This is a genomic window from Pseudomonas sp. BF-R-19, from assembly GCF_019956445.1.
In the GTDB taxonomy this organism is placed as follows: Bacteria; Pseudomonadota; Gammaproteobacteria; order Pseudomonadales; family Pseudomonadaceae; genus Aquipseudomonas; species Aquipseudomonas fluorescens_BH.
Window position 1 is genome coordinate 108,602 of record NZ_JAHBDN010000092.1, and the last position, 18,231, is coordinate 126,832.

General features: G+C 57.0%; 27 protein-coding genes and 1 tRNA gene. 17 read left to right on the forward strand and 11 right to left on the reverse strand.

Annotated features, from left to right (window positions below):
• Positions 1-10 precede the first annotated feature (10 nt).
• The 4 genes from pheT to KGB28_RS26190 all read left to right on the forward strand — a co-directional run bounded on the left by pheT (position 11) and on the right by KGB28_RS26190 (position 3,198).
• Positions 11-2,389, forward strand: a complete 2,379-nt coding sequence (pheT, locus tag KGB28_RS26175) for a phenylalanine--tRNA ligase subunit beta (protein WP_223448452.1) — start codon at positions 11-13, stop codon at positions 2,387-2,389.
• Positions 2,390-2,392: 3 nt separating this feature from the next.
• Positions 2,393-2,695 (forward strand): integration host factor subunit alpha, encoded by a 303-nt coding sequence (ihfA, locus tag KGB28_RS26180; RefSeq protein ID WP_002553164.1) that lies wholly within the window; start codon positions 2,393-2,395, stop codon positions 2,693-2,695.
• Positions 2,676-3,032 (forward strand): MerR family transcriptional regulator, encoded by a 357-nt coding sequence (locus tag KGB28_RS26185; protein ID WP_003179985.1) that lies wholly within the window; start codon positions 2,676-2,678, stop codon positions 3,030-3,032. Before ihfA ends, KGB28_RS26185 begins: the two co-directional genes overlap by 20 nt.
• A gap of 89 nt (positions 3,033-3,121) precedes the next feature.
• Positions 3,122-3,198: transfer RNA gene (locus KGB28_RS26190), tRNA-Pro, on the forward strand.
• Between the two features lie 89 nt (positions 3,199-3,287).
• Here KGB28_RS26190 and KGB28_RS26195 read toward each other — a convergent pair.
• From KGB28_RS26195 to KGB28_RS26210, 4 genes are all read right to left on the reverse strand, one after another.
• Entirely contained in the window at positions 3,288-4,400 is a 1,113-nt protein-coding gene (locus KGB28_RS26195) for a phage integrase Arm DNA-binding domain-containing protein (protein ID WP_223448583.1), read from the reverse strand.
• Complete coding sequence (locus tag KGB28_RS26200) at positions 4,400-4,612, reverse strand: hypothetical protein (RefSeq protein ID WP_150715352.1); 213 nt, start codon at positions 4,610-4,612, stop codon at positions 4,400-4,402. The genes KGB28_RS26195 and KGB28_RS26200 overlap by 1 nt, the downstream gene beginning before the upstream one ends.
• A 208-nt stretch (positions 4,613-4,820) precedes the next feature.
• Positions 4,821-5,147: a hypothetical protein gene (locus tag KGB28_RS26205; RefSeq protein ID WP_223448453.1), complete on the reverse strand. Its 327-nt coding sequence runs from the start codon at positions 5,145-5,147 to the stop codon at positions 4,821-4,823.
• 78 nt (positions 5,148-5,225) lie between these two features.
• Complete coding sequence (locus KGB28_RS26210; RefSeq protein WP_223448454.1) at positions 5,226-5,939, reverse strand: hypothetical protein; 714 nt, start codon at positions 5,937-5,939, stop codon at positions 5,226-5,228.
• Positions 5,940-6,092: 153 nt separating this feature from the next.
• On the opposite strand from KGB28_RS26210, the gene KGB28_RS26215 reads away from it, so the two are divergent.
• On the forward strand, positions 6,093-6,746 hold the full coding sequence (locus KGB28_RS26215; protein WP_223448455.1) for a hypothetical protein: 654 nt from the start codon (positions 6,093-6,095) through the stop codon (positions 6,744-6,746).
• A gap of 172 nt (positions 6,747-6,918) precedes the next feature.
• On the opposite strand, the gene KGB28_RS26220 is transcribed toward KGB28_RS26215, so the two are convergent.
• Positions 6,919-7,281 (reverse strand): hypothetical protein, encoded by a 363-nt coding sequence (locus KGB28_RS26220; RefSeq protein ID WP_223448456.1) that lies wholly within the window; start codon positions 7,279-7,281, stop codon positions 6,919-6,921.
• Between the two features lie 4 nt (positions 7,282-7,285).
• Positions 7,286-7,594: a hypothetical protein gene (locus KGB28_RS26225; protein WP_223448457.1), complete on the reverse strand. Its 309-nt coding sequence runs from the start codon at positions 7,592-7,594 to the stop codon at positions 7,286-7,288.
• Between the two features lie 118 nt (positions 7,595-7,712).
• Between KGB28_RS26225 and KGB28_RS26230 the strand changes: the two genes are divergently transcribed.
• Positions 7,713-8,060, forward strand: coding sequence for a hypothetical protein (locus KGB28_RS26230; protein ID WP_223448458.1), 348 nt, complete (start codon positions 7,713-7,715; stop codon positions 8,058-8,060).
• Positions 8,061-8,638: 578 nt separating this feature from the next.
• On the opposite strand, the gene KGB28_RS26235 is transcribed toward KGB28_RS26230, so the two are convergent.
• From KGB28_RS26235 to KGB28_RS26245, 3 genes are all read right to left on the reverse strand, one after another.
• Positions 8,639-8,962, reverse strand: coding sequence for a hypothetical protein (locus KGB28_RS26235; protein ID WP_411740607.1), 324 nt, complete (start codon positions 8,960-8,962; stop codon positions 8,639-8,641).
• Between the two features lie 81 nt (positions 8,963-9,043).
• The gene (locus KGB28_RS26240) at positions 9,044-9,316 is read right to left on the reverse strand and encodes a hypothetical protein (RefSeq protein ID WP_223448460.1); all 273 of its coding nucleotides are present in this window, start codon (positions 9,314-9,316) and stop codon (positions 9,044-9,046) included.
• Between the two features lie 313 nt (positions 9,317-9,629).
• Complete coding sequence (locus KGB28_RS26245; protein WP_223448461.1) at positions 9,630-9,791, reverse strand: hypothetical protein; 162 nt, start codon at positions 9,789-9,791, stop codon at positions 9,630-9,632.
• A 121-nt stretch (positions 9,792-9,912) separates the two neighbouring features.
• Here KGB28_RS26245 and KGB28_RS26250 point away from each other — a divergent pair, with 121 nt between their 5' ends.
• A complete protein-coding gene (locus tag KGB28_RS26250; protein ID WP_223448462.1) occupies positions 9,913-10,143 on the forward strand; it encodes a hypothetical protein in 231 nt (76 codons plus the stop codon).
• 249 nt (positions 10,144-10,392) lie between these two features.
• Here KGB28_RS26250 and KGB28_RS26255 read toward each other — a convergent pair whose 3' ends face one another.
• Positions 10,393-10,776, reverse strand: coding sequence for a response regulator transcription factor (locus KGB28_RS26255; RefSeq protein ID WP_223448463.1), 384 nt, complete (start codon positions 10,774-10,776; stop codon positions 10,393-10,395).
• Positions 10,777-11,123: 347 nt separating this feature from the next.
• Between KGB28_RS26255 and KGB28_RS26260 the strand changes: the two genes are divergently transcribed.
• Positions 11,124-11,441, forward strand: coding sequence for a DUF1654 domain-containing protein (locus tag KGB28_RS26260; RefSeq protein ID WP_223448464.1), 318 nt, complete (start codon positions 11,124-11,126; stop codon positions 11,439-11,441).
• Positions 11,442-11,488: 47 nt separating this feature from the next.
• Here KGB28_RS26260 and KGB28_RS26265 read toward each other — a convergent pair whose 3' ends face one another.
• Positions 11,489-12,391 (reverse strand): S24 family peptidase, encoded by a 903-nt coding sequence (locus KGB28_RS26265; RefSeq protein ID WP_223448465.1) that lies wholly within the window; start codon positions 12,389-12,391, stop codon positions 11,489-11,491.
• A gap of 106 nt (positions 12,392-12,497) precedes the next feature.
• On the opposite strand from KGB28_RS26265, the gene KGB28_RS26270 reads away from it, so the two are divergent.
• From KGB28_RS26270 to KGB28_RS26310, 9 genes are all read left to right on the forward strand, one after another.
• Positions 12,498-12,701, forward strand: a complete 204-nt coding sequence (locus KGB28_RS26270; RefSeq protein WP_223448466.1) for a Cro/CI family transcriptional regulator — start codon at positions 12,498-12,500, stop codon at positions 12,699-12,701.
• 346 nt (positions 12,702-13,047) lie between these two features.
• Positions 13,048-13,752, forward strand: coding sequence for a phage antirepressor KilAC domain-containing protein (locus KGB28_RS26275; RefSeq protein ID WP_223448467.1), 705 nt, complete (start codon positions 13,048-13,050; stop codon positions 13,750-13,752).
• Positions 13,752-14,501: a DnaT-like ssDNA-binding domain-containing protein gene (locus KGB28_RS26280; protein WP_223448468.1), complete on the forward strand. Its 750-nt coding sequence runs from the start codon at positions 13,752-13,754 to the stop codon at positions 14,499-14,501. Before KGB28_RS26275 ends, KGB28_RS26280 begins: the two co-directional genes overlap by 1 nt.
• A gap of 35 nt (positions 14,502-14,536) precedes the next feature.
• A complete protein-coding gene (locus KGB28_RS26285; RefSeq protein WP_411740604.1) occupies positions 14,537-15,298 on the forward strand; it encodes a replication protein P in 762 nt (253 codons plus the stop codon).
• Positions 15,291-15,494 (forward strand): hypothetical protein, encoded by a 204-nt coding sequence (locus KGB28_RS26290; RefSeq protein ID WP_223448469.1) that lies wholly within the window; start codon positions 15,291-15,293, stop codon positions 15,492-15,494. Before KGB28_RS26285 ends, KGB28_RS26290 begins: the two co-directional genes overlap by 8 nt.
• Entirely contained in the window at positions 15,491-15,922 is a 432-nt protein-coding gene (locus KGB28_RS26295) for a VRR-NUC domain-containing protein (RefSeq protein WP_223448470.1), read from the forward strand. The genes KGB28_RS26290 and KGB28_RS26295 overlap by 4 nt, the downstream gene beginning before the upstream one ends.
• On the forward strand, positions 15,919-17,199 hold the full coding sequence (locus tag KGB28_RS26300) for a tyrosine-type recombinase/integrase (protein ID WP_223448471.1): 1,281 nt from the start codon (positions 15,919-15,921) through the stop codon (positions 17,197-17,199). Before KGB28_RS26295 ends, KGB28_RS26300 begins: the two co-directional genes overlap by 4 nt.
• A gap of 2 nt (positions 17,200-17,201) precedes the next feature.
• Positions 17,202-17,516 carry a hypothetical protein gene (locus KGB28_RS26305; protein ID WP_223448472.1) on the forward strand — a complete coding sequence of 105 codons (315 nt, stop codon included), beginning with the start codon at positions 17,202-17,204 and terminating at the stop codon, positions 17,514-17,516.
• Between the two features lie 3 nt (positions 17,517-17,519).
• Entirely contained in the window at positions 17,520-18,083 is a 564-nt protein-coding gene (locus KGB28_RS26310) for a hypothetical protein (RefSeq protein WP_223448473.1), read from the forward strand.
• The last annotated feature ends 148 nt before the right edge of the window (positions 18,084-18,231 follow it).

Sequence of the window (18,231 nt, forward strand, 5' to 3'; positions counted from 1 at the left end):
GGAGAGCAGGATGAAATTCAGTGAACAATGGCTGCGTGGCTGGGTTAGCCCGCAGGTAAGTCGCGACGAGCTGGTTGCTCGTCTGTCGATGGCCGGTCTTGAGGTCGATAGCGTAACGCCGGCCGCCGGTGTTTTCAGTGGCGTGGTCGTTGGCGAGGTGCTGAGCACCGAGCAGCACCCGGATGCCGATAAACTGCGCGTGTGCCAGGTCAGCAACGGTTCGGAAACCTTCCAGGTTGTTTGCGGTGCGCCAAACGTGCGCCCGGGCCTGAAGATTCCTTTCGCCATGATCGGCGCCGAGCTGCCAGGCGACTTCAAGATCAAGAAGGCCAAGCTGCGTGGCGTTGAGTCCAACGGCATGCTGTGCTCGCAATCCGAGCTGCAGGTCGGTGAAGGCAATGACGGCCTGATGGAGCTGCCGGCCGATGCGCCGGTAGGTCAGGATTTCCGCGTTTATCTGGACCTGGAAGACGCCAGCATCGAGGTCGACCTGACCCCGAACCGTGGCGACTGCCTGTCCTTGGCCGGTCTGGCCCGTGAAGTGGGTGCCCTGTACGCCGCTGCGGTGGTCCGTCCGGTGGTGGCTTCGGTTCCTGCCGCGCACGACGAAGTGCGTTCGGTAGAAGTGCTGGCGCCCGCCGCGTGCCCGCGCTACCTCGGTCGTGTGATTCGTAACGTCGACCTGTCCAGGCCTACGCCGCTGTGGATGGTTGAGCGCCTGCGTCGTGCAGATGTGCGCAGCATCGACGCTGCCGTCGACATCACCAACTACGTGATGCTGGAGCTGGGTCAGCCGCTGCACGCCTTCGATCTCGCCGAAATCAACGGTGGTATCCGTGTGCGCATGGCTGAAGAGGGCGAGAAGCTGGTGCTGCTCGACGGTCAGGAAGTCAGCCTGCGTAGCGATACGCTGGTGATTGCCGACCACTCCCGCGCACTGGCAATCGCCGGCGTCATGGGTGGCGAGCACAGCGGTGTTTCCGCGACCACCCGCGATGTGTTCCTGGAAAGCGCCTTCTTCGACCAGATCGCCGTAGCAGGCAAGGCCCGTTCCTATGGCCTGCACACCGATGCATCGCATCGCTATGAGCGTGGCGTGGACTGGCAGCTGGCCCGCGAAGCCATGGAGCGCGCGACTGGCTTGCTGCTGGAAATCACCGGTGGTGAAGCGGGCCCGATCATCGAGACCGTCAGCGAACAGCACCTACCGAAAATTGCTCCGATCACCCTGCGTGCCCAGCGCATTACCCAGATGCTGGGTATGGAAATGGATTCGGCCGAAGTGGAGCGTCTGCTCAATGCCTTGGGCCTGACCATTACTGCCGACGGGGCAGGGCAGTGGCGTGTAGAAGTGCCAAGCCATCGCTTCGATATCAGCCTGGAAGTCGACCTGATCGAAGAGCTGGCACGCCTGTACGGCTACAACCGTTTGCCGGTTCGTTATCCGCAAGCGCGTCTGGCGCCGCAAGCCAAGGCAGAAGCCCGTAGCGACCTGCCTGAACTGCGCCGCCTGCTGGTTGCCCGTGGGTATCAGGAAGCAATTACCTACAGCTTCATCGATCCGAAACAGTTCGAACTGTTTAATCCGGGTGTTGAACCGTTGCTGCTGGCCAACCCGATTTCCAATGACATGGCCGCCATGCGTTCGTCGCTGTGGCCGGGTCTGGTCAAGGCGCTTCAGCACAACCTGAACCGCCAGCAGGATCGCGTGCGCCTGTTCGAAAGCGGCCTGCGTTTCGTTGGTCAGCTTGAAGGTTTGAAGCAAGAGCCGATGTTGGCAGGTGTTGTTTGCGGCAGTCGCTTGCCGGAAGGCTGGGCGCAGGGTCGCGATACCGTCGACTTCTTCGACGTCAAGGCTGACGTGGAAGCGGTTCTGGGTTTTGCCGGTGCCCTGGATGCGTTCACTTTCGTGCCGGGCAAACACCCAGCGCTGCACCCGGGTCAAACCGCGCGCATCGAGCGTGACGGTCGCCTGGTCGGCTTCATTGGCGCGATCCACCCTGAATTGTCGAAAACTCTCGGTCTCGACCGTCCGGTCTTCGTCTTCGAGTTGGTTCTGGCGGAAGTGGCGTCGGGCAAAATGCCAAAATTCCACGAGTTATCGCGCTTTCCTGAAGTGCGTCGTGACCTTGCGCTGATTGCTCACAAAGACGTTGCAGCCACGGCTGTACTGGACGTAATCCGTGAAAATGCAGGCGAATGGCTGACAGACCTCAGGCTATTTGACGTGTATCAGGGTAAAGGCATTGATCCTGATAGAAAAAGCCTCGCAGTCGGCTTGACCTGGCAGCATCCATCGCGCACTCTTAATGACGATGAGGTGAATACCGCAACGCAAAACATCCTCACCTCGCTCGAACAAAGGTTGAACGCCACGTTAAGGAAGTGACGTATGGGGGCTCTGACGAAAGCTGAGATGGCGGAACGTCTGTATGAAGAGCTGGGCCTGAACAAACGGGAGGCCAAGGAATTGGTCGAACTGTTTTTTGAAGAAATCAGGCACGCTCTCGAAGACAACGAACAAGTCAAATTGTCCGGTTTCGGCAATTTCGACCTTCGGGACAAACGCCAGCGGCCTGGCCGCAATCCGAAAACGGGGGAAGAAATCCCGATCACGGCTCGCCGTGTGGTCACCTTTCGTCCAGGGCAGAAGTTGAAGGCCCGAGTTGAGGCTTATGCTGGAACCAAGTCATAACGACGAGCTCCCCGTCATCCCGGGCAAACGCTACTTCACCATTGGTGAAGTCAGCGAGCTGTGTGCGGTAAAACCACACGTGCTGCGCTACTGGGAGCAGGAGTTTCCTCAACTCAACCCTGTCAAACGCCGCGGAAACCGCCGGTATTATCAGCGCCAGGACGTGCTGATGATCCGGCAGATCCGCGCGCTTCTTTACGATCAGGGGTTCACCATCGGCGGAGCGCGCCTGCGCTTGTCCGGTGATGAAGCCAAAGACGACACCACCCAATACAAGCAAATGATCCGCCAGATGATCGCCGAGCTGGAAGATGTTCTGGTGGTACTCAAGAAATAAATTCTCGCTTTTAAATACTTCCAGTTTTCAAAAGCTTGCGATATATTCTTGAGCGTTCCTCGAGATGAGGAACAGGTTTCACGCCTAGTCGGGGCGTAGCGCAGTCCGGTAGCGCACTAGCATGGGGTGCTAGGGGTCGAGTGTTCGAATCACTCCGTCCCGACCATATTTACTGAGTAAAATCAGACACTTAAGCCGATCAGATAGATCGGCTTTTTTGTGCCTGCGCAAAACCCGCGCAAAACTGGCGCAAAACTACCCGGTGATTTCGCTGATATTCAGGTCTGGAATTGCCTCAGACCAGACGATTTCCTCGTGGTCCCGCTGGTAGTTTTTGGTCATGCCTTCGCTCGCATGACCTGCGATTTTCTGCCCGTCCTTTCCGGCTTTCTTGTACAGGTGCAGCGATAGCGCTCGCACTTCGTGGAAGCCCGGCATCTCTTCTTCCTTCCATCCCGCGTAGCAGTTTGCCGCCTCCCTGGCATCCTTGAATGCTCGCGTCAAATACCGCTCTTCAATCTTCGTCCAGTGGTCCTTGGTCTGTGCCTGTTTCTGTTTCAGGCGATCAGGCTTGCGGTGCACCAGGTACGGCGAAGCAGTGTCGTCACGGCATCGGCTAATCACGGCTTGCAACTCAGGTGTCACCCGGAAGCGGATCCACGCCGCGTCACTGGCCTTTGCCGTCTTCTTCTGTACCAAGTACAGGAACCCCTCCCGAACGCCGTCGAAGCGCATGTCCAGAATGTCCGTCCGGCGCTGGGCAGTGATCAGGGCGAGGTCAATCGCATTTTTTAGCCAGGCTGGCGATTTCTCCCGGATGGCTTTCAAGCCTTCGACGGTATGGCGTTTGCGCTGTTTCTTCTCAATGCGGTTGATTGTGCTGGCCGCCGGGTTGTCCGGGCACAGGCCTTTGGCGGCAGCGTGATTCAAAATATCGATCAGCAGCGCCCGGCATTGGTTTGCCGTCCGAGGGGTGAGGGCATCCAGCATCTCCGCGACCATGCGGATCGTGATCTGGTCGACGGCCTTGCCCTCGAACTGCTTGCGAAAGCGCCGGAAGTGCACCGCGTACAGGTTCAGCGTGCCCTTGGCCAGTTCTCGCGGCGGCAGCACTTCGCGCTCGTAGGTATCGAGGAAGCCGGCAAACGATTCAGCAGAGTTGTTCAGCACAGCACCGACCAGGTCGGCACCACGCATAAACTCCAGGTTCAACTGTTTCGCAGCGTCGATGGCCTTGATGCGGTCGGTACCAAACTGGAACCACTTCCCGTCGGTAGGCCGGCGGTAGCGATAGGTCGAGCGCCGCGCATCGAAGTACAGGTTCTGCGGAAGGCTTTTGTTCGCAGTATTGCGCGGCCGTGGTGCCATCATGCAGCTCCTTTCAATACCATCGCCACCAGGTCGTTGCCGTCCGAGCGGGTGAATGCGGTCCAGTCAACGTACCAGAGTTTTCCGATCTGCTCGCCCGGTACAACGCCGTTACGGATGTGGTTGCGAATCGCCTGGGGGCATTGTGGTGTACCGTTCTCGCCCCAGCGCCGGCGCTGAAACTCACTGATCTTGATCAGTTCTTTTCTCATTGGGTGCTCCAAGCCGCCCGGGGCGGCAGTGGGTGGTTACGTAAATTTCAGATGGAGGGTGTGAAGGGCACGTTGAAGGTGAGCTACGGTTTATTGGTTCACCTCGCCAGTTGCGTACACGCTTTCTCCCCTGAGGGGACTGGCGGGGTGAACCCTTACCGACGCGGCCCCTTGTAGATGAGCCAGAGCATGTAGAGCGGGGCGAAAATCATGGCGTGACCTCGCGGCGAGCCCACCAGCAGACTGGGCCGTCATCGGTATCTGAGATCGCGAGTACAAACCAGCCATCACCGTCGGGTTTGCTCGGCTCCCAGTGCGCGCAGGAGCCTTCTCCTTGTTCGAAATACGGGTCGTCGTCGGTATCGACCTCGTATTCCATTTCGGCGGTCACAATGGTCAGGCCTTGAGCCTTGACCCACTGCCGCGATTCTTCGCCTTGGTCTTCCTCGAACATCGGCAGATCGGGGTGATGCCACCAGCCATCTGGCTCACGCACAACAGGGACGGACTGGATCAAAACTATTTCTTCAGGCATGACTTCGTCCTTGCCGCTATAGCGGCTGACTTTGAAGGGGGGGGGGAGTTACAGATGGGGTGGAGTACAGATGTACTCCTATCGGGATTCGGCTGACTGTGCACCGGCTGGATGAGTTGCGTTCCAGAGTTCAAACGCTTCCTGAGTGGTGGCCGCCGTGATCTTCTCGTCGCAGGTGTAGCAGTGCGCTACGCCACCAGCAGCGCCGACATCCCGGTGACCTTGCTTGCATGGGTTCATGTGCCAGTCGCCAGCTTCTACCGAGTCTGCGTCAGCGGCTTCAACAATCAGCGCCTTCCCGCAGGAGTGGCAGAAGTGCATGCCATTCTCTTCCGGACCGTCATCATGGAATGACCAGGTCACGCCGCAGCCGCTATTCCAGATGCCGCTGTCGTCTTCCCGACTCCACTCGCAGGTACCGGCGCAGTCATCAATCCGCTGATCGGCTGCGTTCAGGCGCTGCTGCAGGGCGTCACGTTCTTTGATGGCCAGGGCATGCTTGTCGCGCCAGTGCGGAACCGCATCCAGTTCCTCTACTGCTGTCACTGGCGGCTGCCCAGTCATGCGTCGCTCGATCATCTGCCAGACCGGCTCGTACTCGGGCCAGTCGCTTTCGATCACCACGTACTGCCGTTGCGGGATGCGTACGTGATGTTCGTTCAGGCGCTCAAGAGCTGCCATAAACTGTTCCCGCACATCGTCACGCCAAAAGTTGGCGACATCGCTGCGCTTGATGACGATGTAGCGGTCTTCGCGCTGAAACGGCTCGGCCGGTTTGTTTTCTGTGGGCATGGGGCGTCCTATGCCGGGGCATGCCCGGGCGGTGCAGGGGAGGTATAAGAGGGGGCAGATAAAAAAGTTTTTGGACTATCTGGCTCAATTTGTGCTGGTGCACTACTGTGATCGAATAAATAAACTGGAACGACCATTTTTATGGAAGTGGATATGAGTCAGCTTGTAGTTACGTTAATTGTGATAATGCTTCCGGGGATTATTGCGGCAATTATCAGTGACAAAATAACTTTTCATGCCAAGTGGGACTCTTTTAAGTTTGGCTTGTATTCCCTTGTACTAGGGGTTTTGTCATATGTCGGATTACAAGCTTTTTACCTTGTTGTTGATTTGGTGCGCGCGGAAGGCTTTCCGGCGCAGTGGAGCTGGCTAGGCATATGGCAGGCTGCTTTAAAGGCCGAGACCGGGGTAAACGCAAGCGAAGTGTTCTGGGCAACAGCATTTGCCTTTCCGGTAGCACTTGTTTCATCCTTCTGTGTAAACCATAAGGTTTTCAACAGGGTCGCAAGACGGTTGGGAGTTTCAACAAAATTCGGTGATGAGAACCTTTTTTCATATTTCATGGGTGGTAAAGATGTAGATTGGATCTACATACGAGATAAGCCTGATGATCTAACTTACGAAGGGCAGGTGATTTCCTTCGCTGAGAATCCGTCGTGTCACGAGGTGGTGCTTGCAGACGTGAAAGTGTATAGGTACAGCGATTCGGAATTTCTTTATGAGGTTCCTTTTGTCTATCTCTGCAAGCCATTCGGCAGTATTGTTATTGAGTTGATCCCTAAGAGCCAATGGAGCCAAAGACCATGAGTGACAAGTTTAGAGAAGGGAATGTCCGTGGAGGAGATAAGGTTAAGGTCGCAAATGACGGCTCATCGAAAAAAGTCGTGGTATCCCAAAGACCTTCCTCACCTCCACCGCCGCCACTGCCCGCAAAAAAATGAGCTGCTCTTACGCTCTTAGTACAATCGGTGAGGATGGGTCAGGCGGCCGCTGTTGACTCAGGCGAGTAGTCCATCCACGAAAGCTTGGTCGCCGACTTCCGCTTCGCATCGTTCTGCGGCAGCTTGATCTTCGCCCTGATAATCACGTCGCGGCATCGACCAAGCTTGCGGATGCGCTCCGCATACTCGGCGGCGTACTGGGGGGCATCAAACATGCTGCTGAGTTGGGCGACCCGCTTGCCGTCCATGATCTTGATCACGCGCTCTTCGACAGCCTGGAGCCACTGGCTCATTGAAAGCTCGATCCGCTGACCTTTCTCGATCTTGAAGTCCCGAACCTTGCGCTTCGCCTCTTCGCGGGCGAAGTGCTCATTCATTCCGAATACGGCAAATGTGCTCATGGCTTTACTCCAGGCAGTCGAGCGCTTTTTGAAGTAGCGCATTCAGTGAAAGCTCCCGGTCGTCCGGGTCCATCGCTCGCTTGATCCAGGTGCAGGCCTCGCCCGCGTCATCCCGAAGATTCGCCAACTCGTCTTCGTCATCGCTCGCCTGGCTTTCGAGGCGGCGGATGTCTTCGCGCAACTCTTCGCGCTCGGCGCTTGGATCGATGCTTTGCGCTGTGAAGCGGCGAGTCAGTTCGGCGGCGGCCGCCGGATCAAGCGCGGCATAGTGCAGGCACTCTTCGTCGCTCAAAGCATTTGCGGGAATGCTCATTGGGTTATCTCCAGTCACAGGCGCCGCCCTCCGTGACCGGATGCGGCAATATGAAAAATGGTGAAGCGACAAGGTGATAGCCATATGATTCGCCATCACTCATGCATGGAGCGCGCAAATGCGGCTGTTACTGGTTTCAACGATTGCCCTGTTCATAACCGGTTGTTCAGGACCAAGTGTTGTGCCGATGGGGCGAGACACATACATGATTGCGAAGGATGGCAGCTTCACTACCTTTGGCGGCGGAGCCGTAAAGGCCGAGCTGTACCAGGAAGCCAATGCTTTCTGTGACAGCAAAGGGAAGCAGCTGATGCCAGTGAAAGAGGCATCGCGAGATTCGGGATACGGTCGCTACGCCAATGCCGAGCTGCAATTCCGCTGCCTTGATGCAAACGATCCAGAGTTGCGCCGATCGACCATCAATCAAGATGGAGTAGTCCTCCGCGGCCGGATGCAACAAATATAGGTGAGCCATCCGGTTGAAGGGGTAACCCGCTGTATCGGACGGGTTACCTATTTTTCATTTTGGATCGAAGGTGCCGAGTGTCAGCTTGGCGAATGAGCCGCCGTTCAGTTATTCAAGGAACTCGGCGGTATCTGTTGCAATTGGCGTAGCGGTTACCTCGGGTAGGCGCCGCCCTCCGTGACCGGATGCGACAGTGGAAGTTTGTGGGTGGATGTTGTTTTATGACGGTTTTTCAGGGGGGGCAGAGCAATGTCCAAACAAGTGAGCGACTCCGCGCTACAAAAAATGAGGTTGATCCGTCTGGAGATGGACGAGAAGGACTGCCAGAGGCTCCAGATTTCGCATCGGTTCATGCACATGTCTGCACTTTCACCGACTACAAGAGACTCGCACGCTGAGCGTCACGGCCGGCTATACACGGCTGACGAAATCCGGGCGTGGATGGAGGAAGACGGAAACGACATTGGCTGTAAGTGCTCTTTCACCCTTATCCTTGTTGATGAGTGCGGCAATACTCAGACCCCCGCGCTGATCGAAAGAATTGTCGCTGCAAGAGAAAAATTTCTTGCAGGGCGAGCTCAATTTTCGTGACAGATGCGCAAGGCTTCGCGGTTGTAGGCGAGCTCAAGTTTGCGCGACACGTTTTCACTGATCGTGAATTTGTGTCGCGACATGATGGCGAAGCGGGCGGAATCTTCGGCGGGCGCAGCTGCAAGGTTGATGAGGAGCGTGGACACCGTCTCCTGCCATTCCTCGAAGTCGTGCCGCTCGCCCAACACCCGGAGCGCATCATCCAGCGCTTTCGACACAATCAGCGACCGTTTCTCGGCGCCGATCCGGTCCAGCAAAGCTCTCTCCTTGGCGCGCTTGTCCCGCTGAATATCCGCGTTGCTCTTGGCTATGGCCTGCCTCTTCAATTCCGTGGGCCGGTAGATCCAGCCATGTCTGTCGTCGTCGCTGGCGCACCTGGTTGCTGATTCGTCTCACGGCTGCCCCGGGAACTTGATGCCATCGGCGCGCGCTTCCAAAACCTGAGCAAAGTTGATGGCTTTTTTCCACGTCCAGCGAAAGCCTTTGGTCAAGCCGGTGGAACGCTCGACAATGTGATAGGCGTTGCCCTTGGTGACGACCTGGTAGCGAATTTCTTGCACAGGCTGCTCCTTGCCAATCAGGGCGTAGAACGCGGCGGTGGCAATGCTTGCACGAGCACGCAGGGCGGCAACCCCGTCGACTCGCTGCTGAAGTAATTGATGCATGGCGATTCCTTGCTGTGGGGTTGCGTTTATTCGTCAGCACTCGGGCCTCCTGCTGGCTGCCGCTGGGCGCAGGGGAGAGTGCTGGCGGATAAAGGCAGGCGTAAAAAAGCCCGATCGGAACCGGGCTTTTGTTTGCGTCACGAAGACCTCCCTACGTGATCGCAGGTGCCGCCATTGGGCGGGCTTCGATATCTGTCGGTTACATGGCTGCCAATCCTCCGTGCTGGGTTGGTTGATATGCAGGGGGCCGCGTTGCGCGGTGCAGAGTCATCCGCATCCCGCTACCCACTCAGTGAATGGGCAGAAGTGATGCTTATCCAGCCTGGAGCGCTTCGATCGCCTGGCGGTAGTCGGCAGCGTTGGTGCGGTTGTTCGCCGCGTCTTCGAATTGGCCTTCGGCCTCCTGAATCGCGGCATTGTTCTCGCAGTTGGAAGCGTGGATTTCGAGTTGGGCGATTGCTGTTGCGTGCTTCATCAGAGATTGCCTCGCTGGGGTAGGGTGGCCAGCGGCCAGCTCACCACTGCCCAGGTGACGGGCTTTGCGCTAGGCTGAGCGCTCTCACACAACACAGCCTGCAAAGGAGGGCTTACGGCGAATGCGCAAGTTCAAACTGAAGTTCAAGCATGACTCCGACGACATGAATCCAACGCACCACGAGACTGATCAGCCGATCAAAGTCGGTGACGCAATCGAGTTGGTGGATGGCTTCTGGTATGGGGTCACGGACATTCGAATTCTGAAGCGAGATATTCAGCTAACTCTTTCGAAGTCGTCTCAAAATCCTGAAGAGGCAAAGCTTGTAATGAAGCAGCTATTGTCCGACTAAGCACGATCGTTGAGTACTTCAAGCAGCTGTCCTTATCAAGTTCAGTGCTTGGGTGCATTAGCGTCATCTTCGTCCGAAGACCTGGCTCGCCTTGCTGAGCCAGCGTCATAAGAGCGGCCTCTATCCGAGAGGTCAGTGATGGTGATTCCACTCGCTGCAGTTCCTCGGAACTGCGTGCTTGCTGCTGCATAGCGATTCTCCTTCTTTGTCATCCCAAAGCACCCTCGCGAGAAGGTGCTTCAGTGATGCTTATGCGTGGTAGTCGTATGCCTCGGCGCGCTTTGTCGTCCTGATCTGGGCGATGCGGCGCTCAGGGACGCGGCGGTCACGGCGCATTGAGTCGCCATCGAGCATTGCGTGCATGGCGATCAGCGCAGCCAGTACGAAGCACATTGGCGAAATGATCTGGCGGCGCATCGCTTCGGCCACCAAGGCGGCGCGGCGGGTGACGCCGAGCTTGAACATTGCGTTGGTAAGGCGTTTCGCTACGGTGGCCGGCGAAATACCCACTTCCCGTGCGATTTCCTTCGCGGTGAGCCCGAGGGCAACCCAGAGAAGAAACTGAAGCTCTCGTGGTGCCAGGCCACGACCGAGGTGACCCTTCCATGTGCCATTTACGATTTCTGTTTCCATCGTTTTGACTCCCGGTTGTTTTCCCAATGCACCCGGACTACCAGGTGCATCAGTGAAAAATTCGGTTCTAAAGAGCGATCTCATTAATGAGCCAGTCGATCCCCTTGTCGGGGGCTGGGCCCGGGATTCCCCCCTGGCGTGGTAGCCGGCGAGTCTCCGGCTTGTCGTGACCGGTAGTTATCCGGCGATGGCACAAATATCTCCCATGGAAATATTTAAGTCAACTCCAGTGGAGATATTTATTTCCAGCAGGTCGCGAATCTGGTCGAGGAACGAGGGGTTAACTTTTCCAAACTGCTCGGCTATGATCTAAAAACAACTGGATGGATATACAGTTTAGGGGTTGCATGGCAAAGCCGAAGAAGATCGTTGAAAAGGTGCGTCAGGAGATGATAGGGCTTGAGCGCCTTGGCCTGCGGGTGTCCGCGATGATCAATCATCCCGTTGCTCAGCAGCAGCGTTGGGTCACAATCCATCGCCTTGATACAGACGGGGAAAGGGAGTGGGAAGAGGTGATGGGCCTGCTATCCGAAACGGTGGTCCTGGAGATGACCTTCAATGATGATGATTCGGTGACGCTTAGATGGGAGGCTCTCGACGAAGAGGACCCGGCAGTAGAGGAGCATGGCGAGCTGTGCGTGATAGATGACGAACCACCTTACTGACAGACACAAAAAAGCCCGCTCGGTGGCGGGCTTTCGATTTCAGCTATTCAAACCTTTCTGGCATTCCATACCATCAGCACCTTGGCCTTTATGGTCACATCATCCAGCCTGGCGCTCTGCTTTTCGTAATTTTTGTTATCGGAGATTAACCACAAGTGGTCTTCGTCCTTCCGCTGAATACGCTTGATGAAAAGCTCGCCGTGCCAAGTCAGCAGGTAGACGCCCTCGCCAATATATTCGGTTACGCCGCGATCAACTATTACAGGATCCTTGTCCTCAATTGTGCCTTCCATGCTCTGTCCCCAGCCGGTCACCATCGCCAAGGCCGAGTTCGAGGTATAGGAGACTCCTTTCTCCCGGAGTAGATCTTCTCTCACAACCAGGTTTCGGATCGCCTCATTGTAGTCAGCCGGCACCTGGCCATCGCCCATGGCCGCGCGTATGTCGTACTGAGGGATAAGGATTTCACTGTTGCGGGGACGCAATCCAGAGAAGTCAGCCTGGATAACATTGTTCCTGTCCACATCATGCAGGGTCTCTGTGACTGCTCTCATGATCTTGGATTGCGCACTCTCATCGAGCTTCTTTCCAGAGTGCTTGCGAAGCATCTCCATTACTTTGCTGGCCGCGCCTTCGGTTGAACGGACGGCTGCATTTGTCCTCGGAACATTGCTCAGTTCGCCGATCTCGCTGGCCAGCCGCTTGCTAAAGCGCTCGACAGGGATATCGAGAAGCCGAGCCATTTGGGAGGCCATTTCGAGGTTGATTGCTCGATGACCGTTCAGGTGGCTGCTGAGCGTTCCTTGGCTCATGCGCAAGCTATGCGCAACCTCTTCTTGGGTGAGCCTCTTTTCTTTCGGCGATCGTGCATTGAAAGCCTGTAGTTCAGCCTTCAGAGCTGCACATTCAGCCTTTTCCCAGTCTTCAAGCGGTCGTCGTTCTGTAGTCATTCGCAAAGAATATTCCCCGTGGCAATAATCCACCATCTCCAATGGAGTTGCTAAATATCTCCATGGGAGATATTATCGCGCCATACATGCCCGTGGAGATAAGGCGATGTGCCGCATCACTTTGAATGAGTTTTCTATCGAACATGGCCAAACCAAGGCCGCAGCGCTGCTAGGCATGAGTCAAGGTGCCCTGAACAAAGCCTTGCGCGTTGGTCGCGATATTTACGTGACCAGAAAGTTAGACGGGGCCTACGTCGCCGAAGAAGTACGCCCTTTTCCTTCGCAGTCACTGAAAAAGTCTGAGCCTTGATTCGAAAGCCTGGGGAAATTATCCGCCGGCGGCGTCCTTAGAGCAGCACTCTGGATTTAGCTGTTGATGCATCCAGTAGAAAAGCTCAGCAAAAGCAATACATCGGCGGGGGCCGATTGCAATGAAGCCATAGCTATCAGCTAGGTCGCTTAAACCAGGAAGATCATTAGAGGAAATGGAATGGACGGTAATACATCAGGACGTGTGGGGACATTGAACGCTGAGAGCGGTAGCTCAGTCGGCGGGATTGGTCGCGTCTGCTGAAAAGTAATCGCCTGAATCGCAGACACAAAAAAGCCGGTGGCTAGACCGGCTTCTTCACAACACAAACACTTGAGGGGCCATTATGAACACGATCGTCGCTCCAAGCAATACGGTCACCATGTCGAGCAGTGAGATCGCCGATCTCACTGGCAAGCAGCACAAGGACGTCATCCGTGACATCCGCGTGATGCGCAAGGCGCTGTCAGATGATGGCGCAGATCTGCGCCATCTCCACGAGGTCAAGGACAGCCGGGGTTACACCGCCGAATTTCACCTTGACCGTGTCCTGACTGAAACCCAGCTTACCGGATACAGCATCCCCCTTCGCCATCGTGTCGTGACACGTTTGAGCGAGCTTGAAAACGTGTCACGACAGGTTGTCACGATTCCGCAGTCTCTTCCCGAAGCCCTGCGTCTTGCTGCTGATTTGGCAGATAAGAACGGTGAGCTTCAGCGTTTGATTTCCGACCAGGCCCCGAAGGTCGCTGCCATCAAGCGGCTCGCTGCAGCTGGTGGCGCAATCTGCATCACTGATGCCGCCAAACAGCTCGGTATGGCTCCGTCTCGCCTGTTTGGCTGGCTTGAGCAGCACCGCTGGATCTTCCGGCGCCACGGGGGCAAACGCTGGGTTGCCTTCCAGCCGCGCATTACCTCCGGCCACATGACGCACAAAGTAACAGCCCTGAAGCCTGATCCGGAAACCGGAGTAGAGCGAGCTGCCTTCGACCCTATGGTCACCCCGAAAGGCCTTACCCGCCTTGCTGAACTTTTGCAGGAGGCTGCGTAATGGCCGGCGACTGGATTAAATTCGAACTCACCACCCTGGATAAACCTGAGGTCTGCCAGATCGCAGACCTGGCCGATATCGACCCTGACGCTGTCGTCGGAAAGCTGATGCGTGTGTGGGGTTGGTTCGACCAACAAACCGAAAACGGTAACGCTCCAAGCGTTAGCAAAAAGTTACTGGATCGTCTCGTAGGCGTTATCGGTTTCTGCGAGCACATGAAATCGGTCGCTTGGATGATCGAACTCGACGGCGTGATCAGCCTTCCACATTTCGAGCGTCATAACGGGAAGACTGCTAAAAACAGGCTTCTCACAGCAAAGCGGGTGGCAAATCACAAAGCAAGTAACGGTAAAAGTAACGCTGCGAGCGTTAGCGGTGCGTTACCTAAAGAAGATGTAGAGAAGAATAAAGAACCTCTCTCTGCGCAGGAGCCCGTCGATCCTCGCATGCCAAGCGAAATGACTCTCGACTGGATGCCGGATGAAACACTGCTGAAAACCTACGCCTTGCACCGCGGGTTGTCGCTTGACCTGTTCACTGAGCAAGTTCGCGTCGCATTCACTGGTCACTACGAACCTCAGCACCAGGTCAACACCCAGGCTGAATGGGTGGGCATGCTGGTCAAGTGGGTGAACAACGACAAGGCGCGGGCAGCGGCTTCGAATGTGAAGCAGTTCCCTCAGCGCTCGGCGGCATCTCCTGACTTCGACAGCCGTGACTGGGCGGACGACTTGGACGGTGTCCTGTGAACAAGTCACAGCCGCTGAGGAGTGCGGCCCAACTCATGAAAGCAGCAGGCGCCACCACAGACCTGCGCGCCGCTGTTGGCAGTTATCAGCCCCCAGCCATGCCCGTTATCCCGAAGACGTTGCCGCCCGGAACGATTGATGTCGTCAACGCCCTTTTCAAGGAGCTGCAGGCGATCTTTCCGGCGTGGAAACAGGCCTGGCCGACGGATTCCGCTTTGAATACCGCCAAGCGCAGTTGGACCAAGGCCTTCATCGTCGAGGGGATCAGCCAGCTTGAGCAGATCCGGTTCGGTATTGAACGTTGCAGATCGCTGGGAACGGACTTCATGCCGAGTGTCGGCAAGTTCATCAAGCTGTGCCAGCCGACACCGGAGATGTTGGGTATTCCGTCGCACGACCGGGCCTTTCGTGAGGCGTTGGAGAATTCCCATCCGAGCCGATTTGGTGAGCGTACCTGGTCCCATCCCGCCATCAGACACGCCGCGCTTCAGTGTGAAATCCACAACCTGTGTGACCAGATCCCTGAGAAAGCCAGCAAGGTCTTTGACCGCGCTTACGACATCACGATTCGCCGATTGGTGCAGGGCCTCCCTCTGGAGGACATCGCCGTTGGCATTGGTCATGACGGAAACAAGTCAGCGGTTGAGTGGGCTTCCGAACTGACCGAGCGGGTTGCCCAGGCGCAGGTTTCGAGGATGGGGATATCCACAGACGGCCAGTCTGCCCGTGAGCAGCTCCTGCGCCGGTTCGGTTTGAAGCCTTCAGCCCGTGTCGTAGGGAGCGCTCACCATGCTTGATCCGTACCTCGAACAAACCAACCCAGACGACTACCGCTACGCCGTGCACTGCTGCGGTTACAAGTGGGATCTCACCTACGAGCCAGACCGAGCTGTCGCCATTTTCAGATGCGTCCAAATGGCAAAAACCTACGGTGCACGGTTGTGGCCTACGACCTTTGAAGTGATCGACCGATCTACTGGAGAAAAAGTATGACTCCCGCCAAACCCAAACTGTTCAAGCAAAGGGCCGTGCGCGCCAAGCCAGTCGACCGGGAAGGGCGGGAACAGGCCGCATTGATGCGCGAACTGGAGTTGCGGTACCCCGCGGTGTTCGAGTTGATGTATCACGTCCCCAACGGTGGGCACCGCGTCAAGGCGGTCGCCGGCAAGTTGAAAGCCCAGGGCGTGAAGGCCGGCATTCCTGATCTGGTGCTGACCATGGCGCGCGGCGGCTATTTTGGCTTGTACATCGAGTTCAAGGCCACGCCACCGAACGACGCCGCGATCTCGGCCAGCCAGCACGAACGTATCCGCAAACTCAACGAGCAGGGTTATCTCGCGGTAGTGTGTCGTGGCCACTTCGACGCGATGGAGCAGATTCGCGCTTATCTGCGCATGGCACCAACTGTGGTGGCGGCATGAGTTCAGCGGCAGTAAAGATCACCGATGCCGAGATCAAGCGGCAGGCCGCCGGCGATGTCCGGGACCTGCGCGACATCGAGAATCGCGGCCTGTACCTGCGTTTCACTCAGGCCCGCGCCCGGGCGTCTTGGTATTTGGTGGTGAAGGGCAAGTGGAATCTCATCGGCAGCTTCCCCGACCTCAACACGAAGCAGGTCATTGCCGCGTTGCCGGCGATTCGCTTGCGACTGGAGGCCGGTACCGGCTCGAACCTGTCGAAGTGGGTCTCGACCGGCGAGTTGATGACCTGGTACGCCGAGCGCATGGCGCGAGACCGGAACCTGTCCAGCAAACGCAAAAAGACCGGCGCCTCGATGATCAAATGCCACCTGATCCCGCGTCTCGGTGAACTGCCGCTGGCCGGCATCGACAAGGCCGCGCTCGATAGCGAGCTGATGTGGCCGCTGCAAGAAAGCATTTCCATCGACTACGTGCGCTCGGTGTTCCAGTTGCTGGCCCTGGCTTTCCGTCAGGCCTTCAAGTTGGGCCTAATCACGGCCAACCCAATGACGGCGATCAAGTTCAACGACTTCTCCAAAGCGAAGGTCGGGATCAAGCCGTCCCGTCTGCGTGGCGTTCAACTGGAAGGCCTGCTGGCGCATTTGACCGAGGTCATGCCCGCTGCGCCGCTGGATTCGATGCTGGCCCTGATGATGCTGTGCCACGGCACGCGGATCGGCGAAACCCGCATGGCGCGTTGGTCGCACATCAGCCTGGCCGAGCGCGAGTGGTTCATCCCGGCCGAGCACACCAAGACCGGCGTCGAGCATCACCTGCCCCTGACCGAGCAGGCCTGCGCGCTGCTGATCAAGTACCGCAACGGTCAGTATGCCCGAGGCTATGACGGCCAGTTCCTGTTCCCTGCGCGCAATGGCAAGGCACTCGGTGAGGCTCAGGGCTGCGCCGTGTTCCGTCGGCTGGGCAAAGGCGAGTGGACCAGTCACGACCTGCGCAAGGTGGCCCGCACCGGTTGGGCAGACCTCGGCGTTGACCACCTGATCGGTGAGCTGCTGATCAACCACGCGATGGGCCACAACGTGAAGGTGTACATACAGTCCGACGTCATGGCTCGCAAGCGTGATGCGCTGGAGCAATGGCACGCGCATCTAGATCAGAAAGGGTTTGCAGTCATTCACGGATTGACCGGCTTTAGATTTGAAGATTCTGGTAATGCGCTGCAAGCCACGGAACACAGGGGCTGCGAGGCCATTCAAGAAACAACCATAGGCGAGGTTTAAAAATGGATAAAAAGACCCACGGCCCCGCCTTTGCGCGTCGCCTGATCCCGCTCACCGACTGCCCATCGTGCGCCGGGAAGGGAGTCATCCAAGGCCTGTTTCACAAGTTAGATTGCATCGGCTGCCACGCTTCGGGCCAGGTGCACGCCATCACCCTGGAGCCGCTGCCGATCGAAGAGTTGGTGGTGCAGTTGGGCATGCTGCTGCGCCGGGAGCGTCACAGCTTGAAGGCAGCGCCGGCAGTAGATGGAGCCGTTGCGCAGTACCAGGACATCAATCGGCGTGGCCCGGGTGGCTCGTCTTATAAGGGGGATTGAGACATGGGTATTTATAAGGACGTAATGGGCACGCTGGTCCGAGTACTGGCAGCCGACAACATCGACAACAGCACCAAGCAGTCGTGGCAGAAGCTGATCGACGCTGACCTTCGCTCTGGCGGTACGGGTAGTACCTTGTCCGTGCGTGACAAATTCGACTATGACTGCTGCCTCTACGCGCTCCTGCACCGTCAGCTTGAGCCAGCTCAGTGGGATGTGCTGGTCGCCAAATACTCCACACACAAGGCGAACAAGGTTGCCGCTATCGGCCGCCTGGTTGCTCGTATGGTTTCCCCTGCACCGCAACTGTTCATCTATAAGGCGCTCACTGCGTGGGCCATTCCCAAGCTGAAGGGTGTCCAGACCGACAAGCGCTCCACCGACATGATCGTCCTGCCGGCCGAGTTCTACGACATGAACACCTGGGACATGGAGGGCAAGCCAGAGTCGACACGTCGGCGCTGGAAGACCGGCATCGCAAAGCGCCTTGAGTCGTTGGAAGAGGCCGCAGTCATCCATGCGACTGAGATATTCGACCGGGAAGAAATCTTCATTGATGCTGCTTGACGTGGTGGCGAAATGATCGTAATTTAAGCCCATCATGTCGATCTTGCGCGTTATGAGAGACGATACACAAAGCCCAGTCATCCGCTGGGCTTTTTGCTTTCTATTCCAAGGCCTCGCCATCGTGCGGGGCTTTTCGTTTTCGGCTCCA